The organism is Enterobacter cloacae complex sp. CDL013 (genome assembly GCF_049238805.1).
Classification (GTDB): Bacteria; Pseudomonadota; Gammaproteobacteria; order Enterobacterales; family Enterobacteriaceae; genus Enterobacter; species Enterobacter hormaechei_C.
On record NZ_JBMKGT010000013.1, the window covers coordinates 55,707 to 74,479 of the forward strand.

Here is an 18,773-nt window from a genome sequence, read left to right on the forward strand (position 1 = left end):
TCGTTTGTAATACACTGTTAAAATCTATATGTGAAATTTTCCTTAATTAAAATTTTTTGCTACAGCTTCGATTTCGCATTTTTAACCAAAAAAATTTTTTATTTATAGGAAATATATCACTCTGATCACACATATACAGATTTTCAAAAACATAAATAAAACAAACAAACCTCATTTGATTCACGCAATATTATCACATACCCATTTTATTCAACCTCTTTTACGCGCCGTATCTGCTCAAAAGGCGAATGTAATGCCCTCCACCTGACTACCGCTCCCAACGCACGCGGTGAGTTGAACTTGCGGTTTTGGTCCTACCAATCATGCGTAAAGCTATCCATCGTTCACAGTTTCGATGCTCCACTTCACAAAAGCATTGCTGAATAGCAACACTTGGTTAACCATTTATTGCCATTAACCCTACATCACAATATTGGAAGGACCACTTTTACACTAAGTGTGACGCTGAGATGAGCAGAGACTCACCCGACGAACACCTGTGTGGTCCTCAGGAGACCTGCATGAGCCTCTGGCAACAAAACTACGATCCGGCCGGGAATATCTGGCTGTCGAGCCTGATCGCATCGCTACCGATCCTGTTCTTCTTCTTTGCGCTGATAAAGCTCAAGCTGAAGGGCTACCTTGCCGCAACGTACACCGTTGCCATCGCCCTGCTGGTGGCGCTGTTCTTCTATAAAATGCCGGTCGATCGCGCGCTGGCCTCTGTGGTGTATGGTTTCTTCTACGGCCTGTGGCCGATTGCGTGGATCATCATCGCCGCTGTCTTTGTCTACAAAATCTCGGTGAAAACAGGGCAGTTCGACATTATTCGCTCGTCGATTCTCTCTATTACACCGGACCAGCGTTTACAGATGCTGATTGTCGGTTTCTCCTTCGGGGCATTCCTTGAAGGGGCGGCAGGATTTGGCGCGCCGGTGGCGATCACCGCCGCTCTGCTGGTCGGGCTGGGCTTTAATCCGCTGTATGCCGCTGGCCTGTGCCTGATTGTGAACACCGCCCCGGTGGCGTTTGGCGCGATGGGCATTCCGATTCTGGTGGCGGGTCAGGTGACCGGGCTGGACAGCTTCGAGATCGGCCAGATGGTGGGCCGCCAGCTGCCGTTCCTGACCATTATCGTGCTGTTCTGGATCATGGCGATTATGGACGGCTGGCGCGGCGTGAAGGAGACCTGGCCTGCGGTGATGGTAGCGGGCGGTTCGTTCGCCATTGCCCAGTATCTCAGCTCCAACTTCCTCGGCCCGGAACTGCCGGACATCATCTCTTCCCTGGTGTCGCTGGTCTGTCTGACGCTGTTCCTGAAACGCTGGCAGCCGGTACGTATCTTCCGCTTTGCTGACATGGGCGCATCGCACGTGGATCAGACGCTGGCGCGCACCGGCTATACCGCCGGACAGATTGTGCGTGCGTGGTCACCGTTCCTGTTCCTGACCGCCACCGTGACGCTGTGGAGCATTCCGCCGTTTAAAGCCCTGTTCGCCCCGGGCGGCGCGCTGTACGACATGGTGATTAATATCTCCGTGCCGTTCCTCGACAAAATGGTCGCCCGTATGCCGCCGGTGGTGCACGACGCCACGCCGTATGCGGCAGTGTTTAAGTTCGACTGGTTCTCAGCCACCGGTACGGCCATCCTGTTTGCCGCTATCCTTTCCGTTGTGTGGCTGCGCATGAAGCCTGCCGCCGCGGTACAGACCTTTGCGGCGACGATTAAAGAGCTGATGCTGCCGATTTACTCCATCGGCATGGTGCTGGCGTTCGCGTTTATTTCGAATTACTCCGGCCTGTCGTCGACGCTGGCGTTAGCGCTGGCGCATACCGGCCACGCGTTTACCTTCTTCTCGCCGTTCCTCGGCTGGCTGGGGGTGTTCCTGACCGGTTCAGATACGTCATCTAACGCCCTGTTTGCTGCCCTACAGGCCACGGCCGCGCAGCAGATTGGCGTCTCGGACGTGCTGCTGGTCGCCGCGAACACCACCGGCGGCGTGACCGGGAAGATGATCTCGCCGCAGTCCATCGCCATTGCCTGTGCTGCGGTGGGGCTGGTAGGCAAAGAGTCGGATCTGTTCCGCTTTACCGTTAAACACAGCCTGATATTTACCTGCATGGTGGGCGTGATCACCACATTGCAGGCCTATGTCTTAACCTGGATGATTCCATGATAGTGATGCCCAGACGCCTGTCCGACGAGATTGCCACTCGCGTACGGGCGCTGATAGAAGAACAACAGCTGGAAGCGGGCATGAGATTGCCCGCCGAGCGTCAGCTTGCCGCTCAGCTTGGCGTGTCGCGCAACTCACTGCGCGAGGCGCTGGCGACGCTGGTTAGTGAAGGGGTGCTGCTGAGCCGTCGCGGCGGCGGCACCTTCGTGCGCTGGCAGCATGACGACTGGTCCGAACAAAACATCGTGCAGCCGCTGAAGACGCTGATGGAAAACGACCCGGACTACAGCTTCGACATCCTCGAAGCGCGTCACGCCATCGAAACCAGCACCGCGTGGCACGCGGCGATGCGGGCAACCGACGCCGACAAAGAGAAGCTCAAAGCCTGTTTTGAAGCCACGCAAAGCAGCGACCCGGACATCGCCTCCCAGGCGGACGTGCGGTTCCATCTGGCGATTGCCGAGGCCTCGCACAACGTGGTGCTGCTGCAAACCATGCGCGGGTTCTTCGACCTGCTGCAATCCTCCGTCAAGCAGAGCCGCCAGCGCATGTATCTGGTGCCGCCGGTGTTTGCCCAGCTGACCGAACAGCACGAGGCGGTGCTCAACGCCATTCTGGCCGGAGATGCCGAGGCCGCGCGCAAGGCGATGATGGCGCATCTCGGCTTCGTGCATACCACCATTAAACGATTCGATGAAGATCAGGCCCGACAGGCGCGTATTACCCGTCTGCCTGGCGAGAGTGATATTTCCAGGGAGAACAAAGCATGATTATTTCAGCAGCCAGTGACTATCGCGCCGCGGCGCAGCGCATTTTGCCCCCGTTCCTGTTCCACTATATCGACGGCGGGGCCTATGCCGAATATACCCTGCGCCGTAACGTGGAGGATCTGTCGGAAGTGGCCCTGCGCCAGCGCGTGCTGAAAAATATGTCTGACCTGAGCCTTGAGACGAAGCTGTTTAACGAGACGCTCTCCATGCCGGTAGCGCTCGCACCTGTCGGTTTATGCGGCATGTATGCCCGTCGCGGTGAAGTGCAGGCCGCCGCCGCCGCAGATGCCAAAGGCATTCCGTTTACCCTTTCCACCGTGTCCGTCTGCCCGATTGAAGAAGTTGCCCCGACCATCAAGCGCCCGATGTGGTTCCAGCTGTACGTCCTGCGCGATCGCGGTTTTATGCGCAACGCACTGGAGCGCGCCAAAGCGGCGGGCTGCTCAACGCTGGTCTTTACCGTCGACATGCCGACCCCCGGCGCGCGCTACCGCGACGCCCACTCCGGCATGAGCGGCCCTAACGCGGCCCTGCGCCGTTACTGGCAGGCGGTGACGCACCCGCAGTGGGCGTGGGATGTGGGCGTGAACGGCCGTCCGCACGATCTGGGCAATATTTCGGCCTACCTGGGTAAACCGACCGGGCTGGAGGATTACATCGGCTGGCTGGCGAACAATTTCGATCCGTCGATCTCATGGAAAGACCTGGAGTGGATCCGCGAATTCTGGGACGGCCCGATGGTGATTAAAGGGATCCTCGACCCGGAAGATGCCCGCGACGCGGTACGTTTTGGCGCCGATGGGATCGTGGTCTCTAACCATGGTGGCCGCCAGCTTGACGGGGTGCTCTCCTCCGCCCGCGCCCTGCCGGCCATTGCCGATGCGGTGAAAGGTGATATTGCGATCCTGGCCGACAGCGGCATCCGTAACGGGCTGGACGTGGTGCGCATGATTGCGCTCGGCGCCGACAGCGTGCTGCTGGGCCGTGCTTACCTGTACGCGCTGGCCACCAGCGGCCAGGCGGGCGTGGCGAATCTGCTGAACCTGATCGAGAAAGAGATGAAGGTGGCGATGACGCTGACCGGTGCGAAAACAATCGGTGAAATCAGCAAAGACTCTCTGGTGCAGGAGCTCAGTAAGCTGCCTGCGGCGCTGGCCCCTCTTTCTCAGGGAAACGCGGCCTGATCTCCCCCGGTTAGCCTCCCCTTCTTCCGCGCCCGACTTTCCCCTCGGGCGCTTTTTTTGTCGAAAATAACACCTGCGTAACATTCTTGATAAGAAAATTTGACACACCCCGCCCCTCCGCAATTGTATAGACAAGCAAATACAAGAACACAAAAACAACATCACATCGGAGGGGAACGTATGACGTATTCAGGTCGGGTGGATATTCAGCAGGTGATCGATGAAAGTCCCTTTTCAGGGTTTCACTGGCTTCTTATTGTGCTGGGCTTTCTGGTGCTGGCGATCGATGGGTTTGATACCGCAGCGATGGGTTACATTGCGCCTACGCTGTCGACGGAGTGGGGAATACATAAACAGGATCTGGGGCCGGTGCTGAGTGCGGCGCTGCTGGGGCTGTCGCTGGGAGCCCTGATTGCAGGTCCGGTATCGGACCGGATGGGACGCAAGCGCGTGCTGGTCTTTTCGTGTCTGTTCTTCGGCCTGGCGAGCCTGGGCACGGCCTGGGCGCAAAGTCTGAATACCCTGACGCTATGGCGATTTCTGACCGGTCTCGGGCTGGGCGCCGCGATGCCTAACGCCATCACGCTGATCTCAGAGTTTGCCCCCCAGCGCTGCCGCGCCATGGCAATTAACACCATGTACTGCGGCTTTCCGCTGGGTGCGGCGGGCGGCGGGGCGATCTCGTCCTGGCTTATCCCTCACCATGGCTGGCGAAGCGTGCTGCTGACCGGCGCGATTGCGCCGCTGATTTTAACGGTGCTGCTGGCGCTGCTGTTGCCGGAGTCGGTGAAGTTTCTGGTGCAGCGCGGGAAAGACATCGCCCAGGTTCGCCGCATCGCCAGCCGGTTCGCCCGCAGCACGCTGGATAGCGTCACGGGCTTTTTCCTGACAGAGGAGAAAGTCGCGTCGAAAAAAGGCAGCGTGTCGCCGCTGTTTTCCATGCCCTGGCTACCCGGCACCCTGATGCTGTGGGTCACCTACTTTATGGGACTGGTGATTTATTACGTCCTGCTGAGCTGGATGCCGACGCTGATGCAGGGGATGGGGTATGCGCTGGCGGAATCCGCCTGGCTCACCTCGCTGTTCACCTTCGGCGGCACCGCTGGCATTTTGCTCGCGGGCTGGATGATGGATCGCTGGGAAGCGCACAAGGTGGTCGCGTGTGGTTTCGTGCTGACGATGGGCCTGATTCTTTTACTCGGCATTGAGCATAACCATATCGCCCTGTTTGGCGGGTTAATTTTCCTGATGGGGATCGCGATGAACGGCGCGCAGTCGGGCATGCAGACCCTGGCCGCCACCTTTTACCCTACCGAGTGCCGCGCGACGGGTATCGCCTGGATGCAGGGGATCGGCCGCTTCGGCGGCGTGGCGGGCACCATGACCAGCGCCCAGCTTCTTTCCATGCAGTGGCAGGCAGACAGTATTTTAATGATCCTCAGCGTGCCTGCTCTCGTGGCCGCGGCGGCAACCGTCTACAAAATGCTGTATAGCCGCGCGCAGGAGCCGGGCGTCGCCTAGTCCCTCTCTTTTCTGCTATTCTGCCCCCGCAATTAAGGGGGCAGCATGCTTAACATCGTCTTATTCGAACCAGAAATTCCGCCGAACACCGGCAATATTATCCGCCTGTGCGCCAACACCGGTTTTCGTCTGCACATCATTGAGCCGATGGGCTTTACGTGGGACGACAAACGTCTGCGCCGCGCGGGGCTGGACTACCATGAGTTTACTGCCGTCGTTCGTCATCACGATTACGCCGCGTTTCTGGACGCAGAGAAGCCGCAGCGCATGTTCGCCCTGACCACCAAAGGTACGCCAGCGCACAGCGCCGTAAGCTATCAGGACGGGGATTATCTGATGTTTGGTCCGGAAACCCGCGGCCTGCCGGCCACCATTCTGGATGCCCTGCCAGCCGAGCAGAAAATTCGTATTCCGATGATGCCGGACAGCCGCAGCATGAACCTGTCGAATGCGGTGTCGGTGGTGGTGTATGAGGCGTGGCGCCAGCTGGGTTATCCCGGCGCGATACTGCGTAGCTAAAACAGTTCGGGTGGCTTGCGCCACCCGATTCATCGTGTTTAGCCTGCTACCGCGATACGTTTCATATCGGTCATGTAGCCACGCAGTTTCTGGCCCACTTTCTCGATTTCGTGGCTGCGAATCGCTTCGTTAACGTCACGCAGCTGCGCGTTATCAACCGCACCTTCCGCAATCGCCTGGCCCAGATCGCCCGCTTGCAGGGTGGTCATGAACTCTTTCAGCAGCGGTACGCAGGCGTAAGAGAACAGGTAGTTACCGTACTCGGCGGTATCGGAGATCACCACGTTCATCTCATACAGACGCTTACGGGCGATGGTGTTTGCGATCAGCGGCAGCTCGTGCAGCGATTCGTAGTACGCAGACTCTTCAATGATGCCGGAATCCACCATGGTTTCGAACGCCAGCTCAACGCCTGCTTTCACCATCGCAATCATCAGGACGCCTTTATCGAAGTACTCCTGCTCGGTGATCTTGCCGTCGTACTGTGGTGCGGTTTCGAACGCGGTTTTACCGGTCTCTTCACGCCAGGTCAGCAGTTTCTTATCGTCGTTCGCCCAGTCTGCCATCATGCCGGAGGAGAACTCGCCGGAGATGATGTCGTCCATATGTTTCTGGAACAGCGGCGCCATGATGGTTTTCAGCTGTTCAGAGAGTGCGAACGCGCGCAGTTTTGCCGGGTTGGACAGACGGTCCATCATCAGCGTAATGCCGCCCTGCTTCAGCGCTTCGGTGATGGTTTCCCAGCCGAACTGAATCAGTTTTTCCGCGTATGCCGGATCGGTGCCTTCCTCCACCAGCTTGTCGAAGCACAGCAGAGAGCCAGCCTGGAGCATGCCGCACAGGATAGTCTGCTCGCCCATCAGGTCAGATTTCACTTCCGCAACGAAGGAAGATTCCAGTACGCCCGCACGATGGCCGCCGGTGGCCGCTGCCCAGGCTTTGGCAATCGCCATGCCTTCGCCTTTCGGATCGTTTTCCGGGTGAACGGCGATCAGCGTCGGTACGCCGAAGCCACGTTTGTACTCTTCACGCACTTCCGTACCCGGGCACTTCGGCGCCACCATCACTACGGTGATGTCTTTACGGATCTGCTCGCCCACTTCAACGATGTTGAAGCCGTGGGAGTAACCCAGCGCGGCGCCGTCTTTCATCAGCGGCTGTACGGAACGCACAACGTCAGAGTGCTGCTTGTCCGGCGTCAGGTTCACCACCAGATCCGCCTGCGGGATCAGCTCTTCGTAGGTGCCCACTTTGAAGCCGTTTTCGGTCGCTTTACGCCATGAAGCGCGTTTCTCGGCAATCGCTTCTTTGCGCAGGGCGTAGGAGATATCCAGCCCGGAGTCACGCATGTTCAGGCCCTGGTTCAGACCCTGTGCGCCACAGCCGACAATGACCACTTTTTTACCCTGAAGGTAGCTCGCGCCATCAGCAAATTCATCGCGCGCCATGAAGCGGCATTTGCCCAGCTGCGCCAGCTGCTGGCGCAAGTTCAGTGTATTAAAGTAGTTAGCCATGGGTGATACCTCGTGATGTTGTGTGTCTTATTGTTCGGTTCGCGTTTCAGCGAGAATGTACCCACATTACAACAGGAAATTTATTGCGGAAATTGATATATTCACAACGTCACATTGCAATTTATGCAATGTAAAAAGAGGGAGTGGAATCGGTGGATTTACGCGATCTGAAAATGTTCCTGCACCTGGCGGAAAGCCGTCACTTTGGCCGTAGCGCCCGGGCGATGCACGTCAGCCCCTCCACGCTGTCGCGCCAGATCCAGCGCCTTGAGGAAGACCTCGGCCAGCCGCTGTTCGTGCGCGATAACCGCACCGTCACCCTCACGGAAGCAGGTGAAGAGCTGCGCATCTTTGCTCAGCAGACGTTATTACAGTATCAGCAGCTGCGGCACACCATCGACCAGCAGGGGCCGTCGCTTTCCGGCGAGCTGCATATTTTCTGTTCCGTGACCGCTGCCTACAGCCATCTTCCCCCCATTCTTGACCGCTTCCGCGCGGAACATCCGTCGGTTGAAATTAAGCTCACCACCGGCGATGCCGCCGACGCGATGGAAAAAGTGGTCACGGGCGAAGCGGATCTCGCGATTGCCGGGAAACCGGAAACCCTGCCGGGGGCGGTAGCGTTCTCGATGCTGGAGAATCTGGCGGTGGTGCTGATTGCCCCGGCGCTGCCCTGCCCGGTGCGCAACCAGGTCTCGGTGGAGAAACCGGACTGGTCGACGGTGCCGTTTATCATGGCCGATCAGGGGCCGGTGCGCCGCCGCATCGAGCTGTGGTTCCGCCGTCAGAAAATCAGCAACCCGTCGATTTACGCTACCGTCAGCGGCCATGAGGCGATGGTGTCGATGGTGGCGCTTGGCTGCGGCGTGGCGCTGCTGCCGGAAGTGGTGCTGGAAAACAGCCCGGAACCGGTGCGCAACCGCGTGATGATTCTGGAGCGCAGCGACGAGAAGACGCCGTTTGAGCTGGGCGTGTGCGCACAAAAAAAGCGGCTGCATGAGCCGCTTATTGATGCGTTCTGGACGATATTGCCGAACCACTAACCAGCCAGAAAGAACCTGAAAGCCGGGTTATGGGTTTCGTCATGACATTCATAGCCCAGTTCGTTCAGGCGCGTTTCGAAATCCGGCTCGTGCTCGCCCAGTTCGAACGCCGCCAGCACGCGCCCGTAGTCGGTGCCGTGGCTGCGGTAGTGGAACAGGGAGATGTTCCAGTGCGTGCCGAGCGTGTGCAGGAACTTGAGCAGCGCGCCCGGTGATTCCGGGAACTCGAAGCTGAACAGGCGTTCCTTCAGCGGCTTGGAAGGACGGCCGCCGACCATGTAACGCACGTGCAGCTTCGCCATCTCATCGTCAGAGAGATCGACCACGCTGTAGCCGCCGTCGTGCAGCAGGCTGAGGATCTCTTTGCGCTCCTCCACGCCACGGCTCAGACGCACGCCGACAAAAATGCAGGCATCTTTCGCATCGGCAAAGCGGTAGTTGAACTCCGTTACCGAACGACCGCCCAGCAGCTGACAGAACTTCAGGAAGCTGCCCTTCTCTTCCGGAATGGTCACCGCCAGCAGCGCTTCACGCTGCTCACCCAGCTCACAGCGCTCGGAAACGTAGCGCAGACCGTGGAAGTTCACGTTGGCGCCGGAAAGCACGTGCGCCAGACGCTCGCCGCGAATGTTGTGCTGGGCGATGTATTTCTTCATCCCCGCCAGCGCCAGCGCGCCGGAGGGTTCCGCCACCGCACGCACGTCTTCGAACAGATCTTTCATCGCCGCGCAGATAGCGTCGCTGTCGACGGTGACGATATCGTCGAGATACTCCTGGCACAGGCGGAACGTTTCGTCGCCAATGCGCTTCACCGCCACGCCCTCGGCAAACAGCCCGACGCGCGGCAGATCCACAGGATGCCCGGCATCCAGCGCCGCTTTCAGGCAGGCGGAGTCTTCCGCTTCCACGGCAATGACTTTGATCTGCGGCATGAGCTGTTTGATCAGCACCGCCACACCAGCGGCTAAGCCGCCGCCACCCACCGGGACGAAAACGCGGTCGAGATGGGCGTCCTGCTGCAACAGCTCCAGCGCCAGCGTACCCTGCCCGGCAATCACCATCGGGTGGTCGAACGGCGGCACCCAGGTGAACCCCTGCTGCTGCGCCAGCTCAATCGCTTTGGCTTTGGCTTCGTCAAAGTTAGCCCCGTGGAGCAAGACTTCTCCGCCGAAACCGCGCACCGCGTCGACCTTGATATCGGCGGTAGCAACCGGCATCACGATCAGCGCCTTCAGCCCCAGACGCGCCGAGGAAAACGCCACGCCCTGCGCGTGGTTGCCCGCCGACGCGGTAATCACGCCGCGCGCTTTTTGCTCGTCGGTCAGCCCGGCCATCATCGCGTAGGCTCCGCGCAGCTTGAAGCTGTGCACCGGCTGCCTGTCTTCACGCTTCACCAGGATGACGTTGTCGAGGCGCGAAGAGAGTTTTTCCATTTTTTGCAGGGGCGTGACCTGCACGGCTTCATAGACCGGCGCGCGTAGCACCGCTCTCAGGTATTCCGCCCCCTCAGGGGCGGCGGATAAGGGTTGTGACTCGGCCATCGTTAGCCCCCCAGTTTAGATTTATCGCGCACCGCGCCTTTATCTGCACTGGTTGCAAGGCTCGCGTAGGCGCGCAGGGCGAAGGAGACTTCGCGCTGGCGATCTTTCGGCGTCCAGGCTTTGTCGCCGCGGGCTTCCTGCGCTTCACGACGGCCCGCAATCTCCTGGTCGCTCAACTTCAGCTGAATGCCGCGGTTTGGAATGTCGATTTCAATCAGATCGCCATCTTCGATGATCGCGATATTGCCGCCGCTTGCCGCTTCCGGGGAGACGTGGCCGATGGAGAGACCAGACGTGCCGCCGGAGAAACGACCATCGGTGATCAGCGCGCAGGCTTTGCCGAGGCCCATCGATTTCAGGAAGGTGGTCGGGTAGAGCATCTCCTGCATGCCGGGACCGCCTTTCGGTCCTTCGTAGCGAATGACCACCACGTCGCCTTCCACCACTTTGCCACCGAGGATGGCGTCTACCGCTTCGTCCTGGCTTTCATACACTTTTGCCGGACCGGTGAATTTCAGGATGCTGTCGTCCACGCCAGCGGTTTTCACGATACAGCCATTTTCCGCAAAGTTACCGTACAGCACGGCCAGGCCGCCGTCTTTGCTATAGGCATGTTCCAGCGAGCGAATGCAGCCTTCGGCGCGATCGTCATCAAGCGTGTCCCAACGGCAATCCTGCGAGAACGCCTGGGTGGTACGGATGCCCGCCGGACCGGCGCGATACATGTTTTTCACCGCGTCGTCTTTGGTCAGCATCACGTCGTACTGCTCCAGCGACTCCGGCAGCGTCAGGCCGAGCACGTTTTTCACGTCGCGGTTAAGCAGCCCGGCGCGATCCAGCTCGCCGAGAATACCAATCACGCCACCCGCACGGTGGACATCTTCCATGTGGTACTTCTGGGTACTCGGCGCGACTTTACACAGCTGCGGCACTTTGCGGGAGAGCTTGTCGATGTCGCTCATGGTGAAGTCGATTTCAGCTTCCTGCGCGGCGGCCAGCAGGTGGAGAACGGTGTTGGTGGAGCCGCCCATGGCGATATCCAGCGTCATGGCGTTTTCGAACGCCGCTTTACTGGCGATGTTGCGCGGCAGCGCGCTGGCATCGTCCTGCTCGTAGTAGCGTTTGGTCAGCTCAACGATGCGCTTGCCCGCGTTAAGGAACAGCTGTTTACGGTCGGCGTGGGTCGCCAGCAGCGAGCCGTTGCCCGGCTGAGAAAGGCCCAGCGCTTCGGTCAGGCAGTTCATGGAGTTGGCGGTGAACATCCCGGAACAGGAGCCGCAGGTCGGGCACGCGGAGCGTTCCACCTGGTCGCTCTGCTCGTCAGAGACTTTCGGGTCCGCGCCCTGGATCATCGCATCGACCAGGTCGAGCTTGATGATTTTGTCGGAAAGCTTGGTTTTCCCCGCTTCCATCGGGCCGCCGGAAACGAAGATCACCGGAATGTTCAGACGCAGGGAGGCCATCAGCATCCCCGGGGTGATTTTGTCGCAGTTGGAGATACAGACCATCGCATCGGCGCAGTGGGCGTTAACCATATACTCCACCGAGTCGGCGATCAGCTCGCGCGACGGCAGCGAATAGAGCATCCCCCCGTGGCCCATTGCGATACCGTCATCCACCGCAATGGTGTTGAACTCTTTCGCCACGCCGCCGGAGGCTTCGATTTGCTCGGCAACCAGCTTACCGAGATCGCGCAGGTGCACGTGGCCCGGCACAAACTGGGTGAAGGAGTTCACCACGGCGATAATTGGCTTGCCGAAATCGGCGTCGGTCATTCCGGTGGCGCGCCACAGTGCGCGGGCACCCGCCATATTACGGCCGTGGGTGGTGGTGGCTGAACGATACTTAGGCATGCTTTATTTACTCCCGTCTGACTATTTAATGGGACGGTGCGTGCCGTCCCAAATTTATATTTAGTGATTAACCTGATCCAACCAGCCGTATTTATCTTCTGTCTCGCCGGTGAAGAGGCCAAAGAACGCTTGCTGAATGCGTTTGGTCACCGGGCCACAGCGGCCTTCGCCCACCTGAATGCCATCGACGCTACGCACCGGCGTAATTTCAGCCGCGGTACCGGACATAAACACTTCGTCAGCCAGGTACAGGGATTCGCGGGACAGCACCTGCTCGCGCACTTCGATACCCAGATCTTTTGCCAGCTTGATGATGGCGTCACGGGTGATGCCTGGCAGCGCGGACGAGGTAAACGGCGGGGTGAACAGAATGCCGTCTTTTACTTCAAACAGGTTTTCGCCCGCACCTTCGGAGATGTAGCCATTCACATCCAGCGCGATACCTTCCTGGTAACCGTGACGGCGCGCTTCGCTGCCGACCAGCAGTGAGGACAGGTAGTTACCGCCCGCTTTAGCCGCAGTCGGGATAGTGTTTGGCGCCACGCGGTTCCAGGAAGAAACCATTGCGTCGATCCCCTGATCCAGTGCTTCCGCGCCCAGGTAGGCGCCCCACGGGAACGCAGCAATAATCACATCGGTGTTATAGCCAGCGGGCGGGTTGACGCCCATGCCGACATCACCCACGAAGACCAGCGGACGAATATAGGCGCTGGTCAGTTTGTTCTGGCGAATCACCTCGCGGCAGGCTTCCATCAACTCATCAACGCTTTGGGAGACCGGGAAACGATAAATTTTGGCTGAGTCATGCAGACGCTGCATGTGTTCACGGTGGCGGAACACCACTGGTCCTTTGTGAGAGTCGTAGCAACGGATCCCTTCAAACACGGAGGTGCCGTAGTGCAGCGCGTGGGACATCACGTGAACTTTCGCGTCTTCCCAGCGAACCATCTCACCATTGAACCAAATGTAATCAGCTTTTTTTGTCGTCATTTTTTCGTCCTGTCACGCTTAAGCGCGGATTTGTTGTGATGTGGTTGTGCTCTGGCAGATGGCAACATGGGCAACGTCTACCAGTTTTGATAACTGACTAAACAGTAAGTCGACCGGCCGCGGGCTGGCAACGGTTAATTCGATACTGATGTTTTGCGCGTCGGTGGCCGTTTCCATATTCATAGAGCAAATCTGAAAACCACGATGACGCACCACACGCAAAACGCGTTCTAACGTTTCCGGGTTGAAGCGAGCCTGCACGGCGACCTGATGTTGCATCATGATAATTTCTCCAGCATTTGTGAGTTACTGGCACCGGGCGGTACCAACGGCCAGACGTTCTCAAGCTCATCGATTGAGACATGAAGCAGGTATGGCCCTTCGCTTGACAGCATGGTGTCGAGTGCCGCTTCAACCTGGTCTTTACGGGTGATGCGCTGGCCAGGAATGCCGAAGGCGCTGGCCAGGGTGAGGAAATCGGGGTTATCGGTCAGGGTGGTTTCACTGTAACGTTCCTGGAAGAACAGCTGTTGCCACTGGCGAACCATCCCTAAACGCTGGTTATCGAGCAACACGATCTTCAGCGGTAACTGCTTGCGCTTCACGGTGCCGAGCTCCTGAACGTTCATCATGAAGGAGCCGTCACCGGAGATACAGATAACGGTATCGTTCGGGCGGGCAACCTGTGCACCAACGGCGGCTGGCAGACCGAAGCCCATCGTCCCTAACCCGCTGGACGTGATGAAGTTTTCCGGACGGGTGTAGGTCATGTGCTGGGCAGACCACATCTGATGCTGGCCGACATCGGTCGTCACCACGCTGTCGGCGGGCTTACGGTCGGACAACTGCTTCAACAGCAGCGGCGCGTAGATGGCCTCGCCGGGGTGGTCGTAACGCCAGGCGTGTTCAGCGCGCATATCGGCGGTGTGCTGACGCCATGGGTTAATATCCAGCGGCTGCTCCAGGGCCGGTAACAGCGCGTTAAGATCGCCCTGCAACGCGACATGCGCCTGACGCAGTTTGTTCATCTCCGCCGGGTCGATGTCCATATGGATCACTTTGGCGTTTGGCGCGAAGGTGTTCAGCTTGCCGGTGACGCGGTCGTCAAAACGGGCGCCGACGGCGATGAGCAGGTCACACTCCTGCACCGCCAGGTTTGCCGCTTTGGTACCATGCATCCCCAGCATGCCCAGATAGTAGGGGTAATCAGCATCTACCGCACCCAACCCTTTCAGCGTGCAGGTGGCAGGCATTTGCGTTGCCGCGATAAATTCGCGCAGTGCAGGAACCGCCTGCGCCATACATACGCCACCACCAACGTACAGCATCGGTTGTTTGGCCTGCGCTATCATCTGACGCGCCTCTTCCACCTCTGCATGCGGGAATGCATCATCGCTTTTCACGGTAGAGAAATGCGGTTCCAGATCGCCGAGTGCAACCTGGATATCTTTCGGGATATCAACCAGAACCGGGCCAGGACGGCCAGAGCTGGCAACCTCGAACGCTTCGGCCATCACCCGCGGCAGCTCTTCGAGAGACTGAACGAGGAAGCTGTGTTTGGTGCAGGCCAGCGATAAACCGAGCACATCCACTTCCTGGAAGGCATCGGTGCCGATGAACGGAGAGGCAACCTGTCCGGTGATGGCAACAACGGGAACAGAATCCAGCAGTGCATCAGCCAGACCGGTGATCAGGTTCGTTGCGCCCGGACCTGAGGTCGCCATACAGACACCGGTTTTACCGGTGGCACGGGCATAACCGATGGCGGCCATCGCTGCGCCCTGCTCGTGTCGGCACAACAGGTGCTCCACGCCGCCGTCATACAGTGCATCGTAAATCGGCATAATTGCGCCACCCGGATAACCGAATACTGTCTCGACTCCCTGCGCGCGCAACGCATGTACTACCCACTGTGCCCCATTCATAGTTAGTTCCCCGTCATAAATCGGGAGAAACAGAATTTTGTGCTACTTGTCATTCTCTGCTCCTCATTTACGTTTTTTAGTCATAAAAAAACCCCCGGACCTTTCGGTGCGGGGGTCTTAGTTCGTTAAGGCTTGATTTCTAAGCCTTTCCTCGTCCAAGTGCAGCCCCGCACGGTGGGATAATAATCACCACCACGCTAATCACGACCAGGCTAATCACTCGTAGAAGGGCTGTCATTTTCAGTTCTTTTTGCATCTTGTTCGAAGGAATACCTAAAGAGTTACCACAGATATTTCATCTGACACAAGATTTTTTTATGACCTATTTCTGTAGCAGGCGAACTATTTCTTTCAAAATCGTTGTTTTATATAGGGAAAAAATAGAAATGAAGATTTTTCATTTTTTTTGTCCTGTTTCATCAGGCAAGGCGCGCATGATTCCTTTTCTGCGAGGCCGATTCCACCGACATGTAATGATTACATTTAGGCGCTAAAAGGCTGGAACGAGCGCCGTAATTCAGTGAATTAGCGCTAAACAGGAAAAAATGATGCTGGCATAGTCACCGCCAAGGAGGGCTTATGTCACTGTCAGTTGTTTATACACGCGCGGCCATCGGCGTGAAGGCACCGCTTATTTCTGTAGAGGTTCATTTAAGTAATGGACTGCCCGGACTGACGCTGGTCGGCTTACCAGAAACGACCGTTAAAGAGGCGAGGGATCGCGTGCGCAGCGCAATTATTAATAGCGGTTATGCTTTTCCGGCGAAGAAGATCACCATCAACCTTGCGCCCGCCGATTTGCCAAAGGAGGGAGGACGATATGATTTACCTATTGCTATAGCGCTTCTCGCGGCTTCTGAACAGCTCAATACGCCAGGGCTAAGCTCGTGCGAGTTCGTGGGAGAATTAGCGCTTACAGGCGCGTTAAGAGGCGTTCCCGGAGCAATCTCGGGTGCGCTTGAAGCCATACGCGCGGGAAGACAAATCATTGTGGCCAATGAAAATGCCTCTGAAGTTAGCCTTATTGCCGAAAAGGGGTGTCTTGTCGCGGGACATTTGCAGGAGGTTTGCGCCTGGCTGGAAGGCCGACACGAGCTTGCCGAGCCGCAGGAGAATGACGAGGTAGCGCCAGATTCGCCCGAGGATCTCAGCGATATTATGGGTCAGGAACAGGGTAAACGGGCGTTAGAGATAACGGCCGCGGGTGGGCATAACCTGTTACTGATAGGTCCGCCAGGCACGGGGAAAACGATGCTGGCGAGCAGATTGAGCGGCCTGTTGCCACCCCTCAATAATCACGAAGCGCTGGAAAGCGCCGCGATATTTAGCCTGGTCAGTTCTACGTCGCTGCATAAACAGTGGCGCCGCCGTCCTTTCCGCTCTCCACACCACAGTGCGTCTCTTACCGCGATGGTGGGCGGGGGTTCGATCCCCGGGCCGGGTGAAATCTCACTGGCGCACAACGGCATTCTGTTTCTGGATGAATTGCCAGAATTTGAACGCCGCGTGCTGGATGCATTGCGGGAGCCGATTGAATCCGGCGAAATCCATTTGTCTCGTACACGGGCCAAAATAAGCTACCCTGCGCAGTTTCAGCTGGTCGCCGCGATGAACCCTAGCCCTACGGGTCATTATCAGGGCAATCATAACCGCTGTACGCCGGAGCAGACACTGCGCTATCTGAGTAAGCTGTCCGGCCCCTTCCTCGACCGTTTTGATTTATCTCTCGAGATCCCCCTGCCCCCGCCCGGTCTGCTGAGGCAAACCGGTATTAAGGGCGAAAGCTCAGCAACTGTGCGTGAACGGGTTATTGCGGCACAGGCGCGGCAGTATGTTCGTCAGAACAGGCTGAATGCCCGGCTGGATAACAGCGGGATCCGACAGTTTTGTTCTCTCAACGCTGAAGATGCGGGCTGGCTGGAAGAGACACTGACGCGGTTTGGGCTATCCATTCGCGCGTGGCAGCGTTTGTTGAAAGTTGCGCGCACGGTCGCCGACGTGGAGGGCTGCCCCGGAATAGAGAGGCGGCATTTGCAGGAGGCATTAAGTTACCGTGCGATCGATCGGCTGCTGTTGCATCTGCAAAAAATGCTGGCGTAAAAAAAAAGGGGCCGTAGCCCCTTCTCTTCTTAATCGTCAGACTCGGTGTAGTCTTCTGCACCTTCCATCTGCGGCTTGCCGCCAGACAGCGTATGGAAACGCTTAGGACGCTTAATGCGAGCCATATACTTAATCCATACACGTTCTGCATCAGATTGCGGCTCACGCTCACCACGGCAAACAGAGACAAACTGTTTTTCATCTTCGGTTGCCGGTTCACGTTTACCCAGATCCAGCTCGTTAAAGGCATAACCATGGCGCTCAAGAAGTTGAGCTTCTTTGATAGTGAAATCGCCGTGACGAGAGAACCCGCGCGGATAATGTTTATTGTCGAAAAAACGATTAGTCGTCGTAAAGCTTTCCGCCATCCTACACGCTCCTAATTCTTTGGCCGAGCTATTTATGGCGCGGAGTATTAGTTACGCTTGACAGAGTGTAAAACAAAACATTTAAATCATAACGACAAATAATTTTGCGGAGAAAGATGTGGATACGGAATTGCTAAAAACTTTCCTCGAAGTGAGCAGAACGCGACACTTTGGGCGAGCAGCTGAAGCCCTCTACCTGACGCAGTCAGCAGTCAGTTTTCGTATTCGACAGCTGGAAAATCAACTGGGTGTGAACCTTTTTACCCGCCATCGCAACAATATTCGTTTAACCCCGGCCGGTGAAAAGCTATTGCCTTATGCAGAAACCCTGATGAATACCTGGCAGGCAGCGCGGAAGGAGGTTGCGCACACCTCCCGGCATAATGAATTCTCGATCGGTGCCAGCGCTTCACTATGGGAATGCATGCTCAGCCAGTGGCTTATGCGGCTATATCGCTCACACAACCATCTGCAATTTGAGGCGAGGATTGCGCAACGCCAGTCGCTGGTTAAGCAACTCCACGAGCGGCAGCTTGATCTCCTGATCACCACAGAAGCGCCCAAGATGGACGAATTTAGCAGCCAGATTGTTGGACAGTTTAGCCTGGCGCTCTATGCATCCGAGCCTGCAATGATGAAGGCCGACCTGAATTATTTACGCCTGGAATGGGGGCCTGATTTTCAGCAGCACGAGACGGGGTTAATTGCCAGCGATGATATCCCGCAACTCACGACAAGCTCTGCGGAGATCGCATGCCAGCATCTTCCCGCATTGAAAGGCTGTACATGGTTACCTGTTCGCTGGGCGGATAATAAACCCGCACTCCATGTTGTCACCGATTCGACAACGCTCTCCAGGCCGCTGTATGCTATTTGGCTGCAAAACAGCGATAAGCAGTCGCAGATAAAAGATCTGTTAAAAACCAGCGTACTGGATTAACGCAAAAGCCTGCGGAAACGCAGGCTGCTTATTTCTTCAGGAAGATGTTGAGCTGTTTTGCAGGCAAAAAAAAATCCTTTGCCGAAGCAAAGGATTCTATATGGCAGGGGCGGAGAGACTCGAACTCGCGACACCCGGTTTTGGAGACCGGTGCTCTACCAACTGAGCTACGCCCCTAAAGTTTTTGCCATTAAGCCTGCCGAAAGGGCAGGCTTAATGTCTTAATAAGTGGCGGAACGGACGGGACTCGAACCCGCGACCCCCTGCGTGACAGGCAGGTATTCTAACCGACTGAACTACCGCTCCACCGAATACTTCTGTAACCACC

At 57.3% G+C, this 18,773-nt stretch carries 17 protein-coding genes and 2 tRNA genes; 8 read left to right on the plus strand and 11 right to left on the minus strand.

Going from position 1 to position 18,773, the window contains the following annotated elements:
- Positions 1 to 521: 521 nt before the first annotated feature.
- From lldP to trmL, 5 genes are all read left to right on the plus strand, one after another.
- Positions 522 to 2,177 carry an L-lactate permease gene (lldP, locus tag ACOTXD_RS21050; RefSeq protein ID WP_003860175.1) on the plus strand — a complete coding sequence of 552 codons (1,656 nt, stop codon included), beginning with the start codon at positions 522 to 524 and terminating at the stop codon, positions 2,175 to 2,177.
- On the plus strand, positions 2,174 to 2,947 hold the full coding sequence (lldR, locus tag ACOTXD_RS21055; RefSeq protein ID WP_006808630.1) for a transcriptional regulator LldR: 774 nt from the start codon (positions 2,174 to 2,176) through the stop codon (positions 2,945 to 2,947). The genes lldP and lldR overlap by 4 nt, the downstream gene beginning before the upstream one ends.
- A complete protein-coding gene (lldD, locus tag ACOTXD_RS21060) occupies positions 2,944 to 4,131 on the plus strand; it encodes an FMN-dependent L-lactate dehydrogenase LldD (protein WP_015572772.1) in 1,188 nt (395 codons plus the stop codon). Before lldR ends, lldD begins: the two co-directional genes overlap by 4 nt.
- Before the next feature lie 180 nt (positions 4,132 to 4,311).
- Positions 4,312 to 5,652 carry an MFS transporter gene (locus tag ACOTXD_RS21065; RefSeq protein WP_045350923.1) on the plus strand — a complete coding sequence of 447 codons (1,341 nt, stop codon included), beginning with the start codon at positions 4,312 to 4,314 and terminating at the stop codon, positions 5,650 to 5,652.
- 45 nt (positions 5,653 to 5,697) lie between these two features.
- Positions 5,698 to 6,171, plus strand: coding sequence for a tRNA (uridine(34)/cytosine(34)/5-carboxymethylaminomethyluridine(34)-2'-O)-methyltransferase TrmL (trmL, locus tag ACOTXD_RS21070; RefSeq protein ID WP_022649772.1), 474 nt, complete (start codon positions 5,698 to 5,700; stop codon positions 6,169 to 6,171).
- 38 nt (positions 6,172 to 6,209) lie between these two features.
- Here the strand turns inward: trmL and ilvC are convergent, their stop codons facing one another.
- Positions 6,210 to 7,685 carry a ketol-acid reductoisomerase gene (gene ilvC, locus ACOTXD_RS21075; protein WP_006808634.1) on the minus strand — a complete coding sequence of 492 codons (1,476 nt, stop codon included), beginning with the start codon at positions 7,683 to 7,685 and terminating at the stop codon, positions 6,210 to 6,212.
- A 152-nt stretch (positions 7,686 to 7,837) separates the two neighbouring features.
- Here ilvC and ilvY point away from each other — a divergent pair, with 152 nt between their 5' ends.
- Complete coding sequence (gene ilvY / locus ACOTXD_RS21080) at positions 7,838 to 8,728, plus strand: HTH-type transcriptional activator IlvY (RefSeq protein ID WP_022652050.1); 891 nt, start codon at positions 7,838 to 7,840, stop codon at positions 8,726 to 8,728.
- On the opposite strand, the gene ilvA is transcribed toward ilvY, so the two are convergent.
- The 7 genes from ilvA to ilvL form a co-directional block, all read right to left on the minus strand.
- Positions 8,725 to 10,269, minus strand: a complete 1,545-nt coding sequence (ilvA, locus tag ACOTXD_RS21085; RefSeq protein WP_032608562.1) for a threonine ammonia-lyase, biosynthetic — start codon at positions 10,267 to 10,269, stop codon at positions 8,725 to 8,727. The genes ilvY and ilvA overlap by 4 nt on opposite strands.
- 2 nt (positions 10,270 to 10,271) lie before the next feature.
- On the minus strand, positions 10,272 to 12,122 hold the full coding sequence (gene ilvD, locus ACOTXD_RS21090; protein WP_032608561.1) for a dihydroxy-acid dehydratase: 1,851 nt from the start codon (positions 12,120 to 12,122) through the stop codon (positions 10,272 to 10,274).
- Between the two features lie 60 nt (positions 12,123 to 12,182).
- On the minus strand, positions 12,183 to 13,112 hold the full coding sequence (gene ilvE, locus ACOTXD_RS21095) for a branched-chain-amino-acid transaminase (RefSeq protein ID WP_003860182.1): 930 nt from the start codon (positions 13,110 to 13,112) through the stop codon (positions 12,183 to 12,185).
- An 18-nt stretch (positions 13,113 to 13,130) separates the two neighbouring features.
- Positions 13,131 to 13,394, minus strand: a complete 264-nt coding sequence (gene ilvM, locus ACOTXD_RS21100; protein WP_003860184.1) for an acetolactate synthase 2 small subunit — start codon at positions 13,392 to 13,394, stop codon at positions 13,131 to 13,133.
- The gene (ilvG, locus tag ACOTXD_RS21105; protein WP_045897776.1) at positions 13,391 to 15,037 is read right to left on the minus strand and encodes an acetolactate synthase 2 catalytic subunit; all 1,647 of its coding nucleotides are present in this window, start codon (positions 15,035 to 15,037) and stop codon (positions 13,391 to 13,393) included. Before ilvG ends, ilvM begins: the two co-directional genes overlap by 4 nt.
- A 2-nt stretch (positions 15,038 to 15,039) precedes the next feature.
- On the minus strand, positions 15,040 to 15,090 hold the full coding sequence (gene ilvX, locus ACOTXD_RS21110) for a peptide IlvX (protein WP_192930497.1): 51 nt from the start codon (positions 15,088 to 15,090) through the stop codon (positions 15,040 to 15,042).
- An 86-nt stretch (positions 15,091 to 15,176) separates the two neighbouring features.
- Positions 15,177 to 15,275, minus strand: a complete 99-nt coding sequence (gene ilvL, locus ACOTXD_RS21115; RefSeq protein ID WP_001311244.1) for an ilv operon leader peptide — start codon at positions 15,273 to 15,275, stop codon at positions 15,177 to 15,179.
- Positions 15,276 to 15,616: 341 nt separating this feature from the next.
- Here ilvL and ACOTXD_RS21120 point away from each other — a divergent pair, with 341 nt between their 5' ends.
- Positions 15,617 to 17,137 carry a YifB family Mg chelatase-like AAA ATPase gene (locus ACOTXD_RS21120; protein WP_045337103.1) on the plus strand — a complete coding sequence of 507 codons (1,521 nt, stop codon included), beginning with the start codon at positions 15,617 to 15,619 and terminating at the stop codon, positions 17,135 to 17,137.
- 29 nt (positions 17,138 to 17,166) lie between these two features.
- Here ACOTXD_RS21120 and ACOTXD_RS21125 read toward each other — a convergent pair whose 3' ends face one another.
- Positions 17,167 to 17,505, minus strand: a complete 339-nt coding sequence (locus ACOTXD_RS21125) for a DUF413 domain-containing protein (protein ID WP_006808641.1) — start codon at positions 17,503 to 17,505, stop codon at positions 17,167 to 17,169.
- 118 nt (positions 17,506 to 17,623) lie between these two features.
- On the opposite strand from ACOTXD_RS21125, the gene hdfR reads away from it, so the two are divergent.
- A complete protein-coding gene (gene hdfR / locus ACOTXD_RS21130) occupies positions 17,624 to 18,445 on the plus strand; it encodes an HTH-type transcriptional regulator HdfR (RefSeq protein ID WP_126297341.1) in 822 nt (273 codons plus the stop codon).
- A 101-nt stretch (positions 18,446 to 18,546) separates the two neighbouring features.
- Here hdfR and ACOTXD_RS21135 read toward each other — a convergent pair.
- A tRNA-Trp gene (locus ACOTXD_RS21135) sits at positions 18,547 to 18,622 on the minus strand.
- Between the two features lie 52 nt (positions 18,623 to 18,674).
- Positions 18,675 to 18,751: transfer RNA gene (locus ACOTXD_RS21140), tRNA-Asp, on the minus strand.
- Positions 18,752 to 18,773 lie beyond the last annotated feature (22 nt).

Bases quoted from the DNA above. Each gene is read 5' to 3' on its own strand.
- ilvM (WP_003860184.1), bottom strand. From the start codon at position 13,394: ATGATGCAACATCAGGTCGCCGTGCAGGCTCGCTTCAACCCGGAAACG.
- ilvC (WP_006808634.1), bottom strand. From the start codon at position 7,685: ATGGCTAACTACTTTAATACACTGAACTTGCGCCAGCAGCTGGCGCAG.
- ilvL (WP_001311244.1), bottom strand. From the start codon at position 15,275: ATGACAGCCCTTCTACGAGTGATTAGCCTGGTCGTGATTAGCGTGGTG.
- lldR (WP_006808630.1), top strand. From the start codon at position 2,174: ATGATAGTGATGCCCAGACGCCTGTCCGACGAGATTGCCACTCGCGTA.
- ACOTXD_RS21120 (WP_045337103.1), top strand. From the start codon at position 15,617: ATGTCACTGTCAGTTGTTTATACACGCGCGGCCATCGGCGTGAAGGCA.
- ACOTXD_RS21125 (WP_006808641.1), bottom strand. From the start codon at position 17,505: ATGGCGGAAAGCTTTACGACGACTAATCGTTTTTTCGACAATAAACAT.
- trmL (WP_022649772.1), top strand. From the start codon at position 5,698: ATGCTTAACATCGTCTTATTCGAACCAGAAATTCCGCCGAACACCGGC.
- ilvG (WP_045897776.1), bottom strand. From the start codon at position 15,037: ATGAATGGGGCACAGTGGGTAGTACATGCGTTGCGCGCGCAGGGAGTC.
- ilvD (WP_032608561.1), bottom strand. From the start codon at position 12,122: ATGCCTAAGTATCGTTCAGCCACCACCACCCACGGCCGTAATATGGCG.
- lldP (WP_003860175.1), top strand. From the start codon at position 522: ATGAGCCTCTGGCAACAAAACTACGATCCGGCCGGGAATATCTGGCTG.
- ilvE (WP_003860182.1), bottom strand. From the start codon at position 13,112: ATGACGACAAAAAAAGCTGATTACATTTGGTTCAATGGTGAGATGGTT.
- ilvA (WP_032608562.1), bottom strand. From the start codon at position 10,269: ATGGCCGAGTCACAACCCTTATCCGCCGCCCCTGAGGGGGCGGAATAC.
- lldD (WP_015572772.1), top strand. From the start codon at position 2,944: ATGATTATTTCAGCAGCCAGTGACTATCGCGCCGCGGCGCAGCGCATT.
- ACOTXD_RS21065 (WP_045350923.1), top strand. From the start codon at position 4,312: ATGACGTATTCAGGTCGGGTGGATATTCAGCAGGTGATCGATGAAAGT.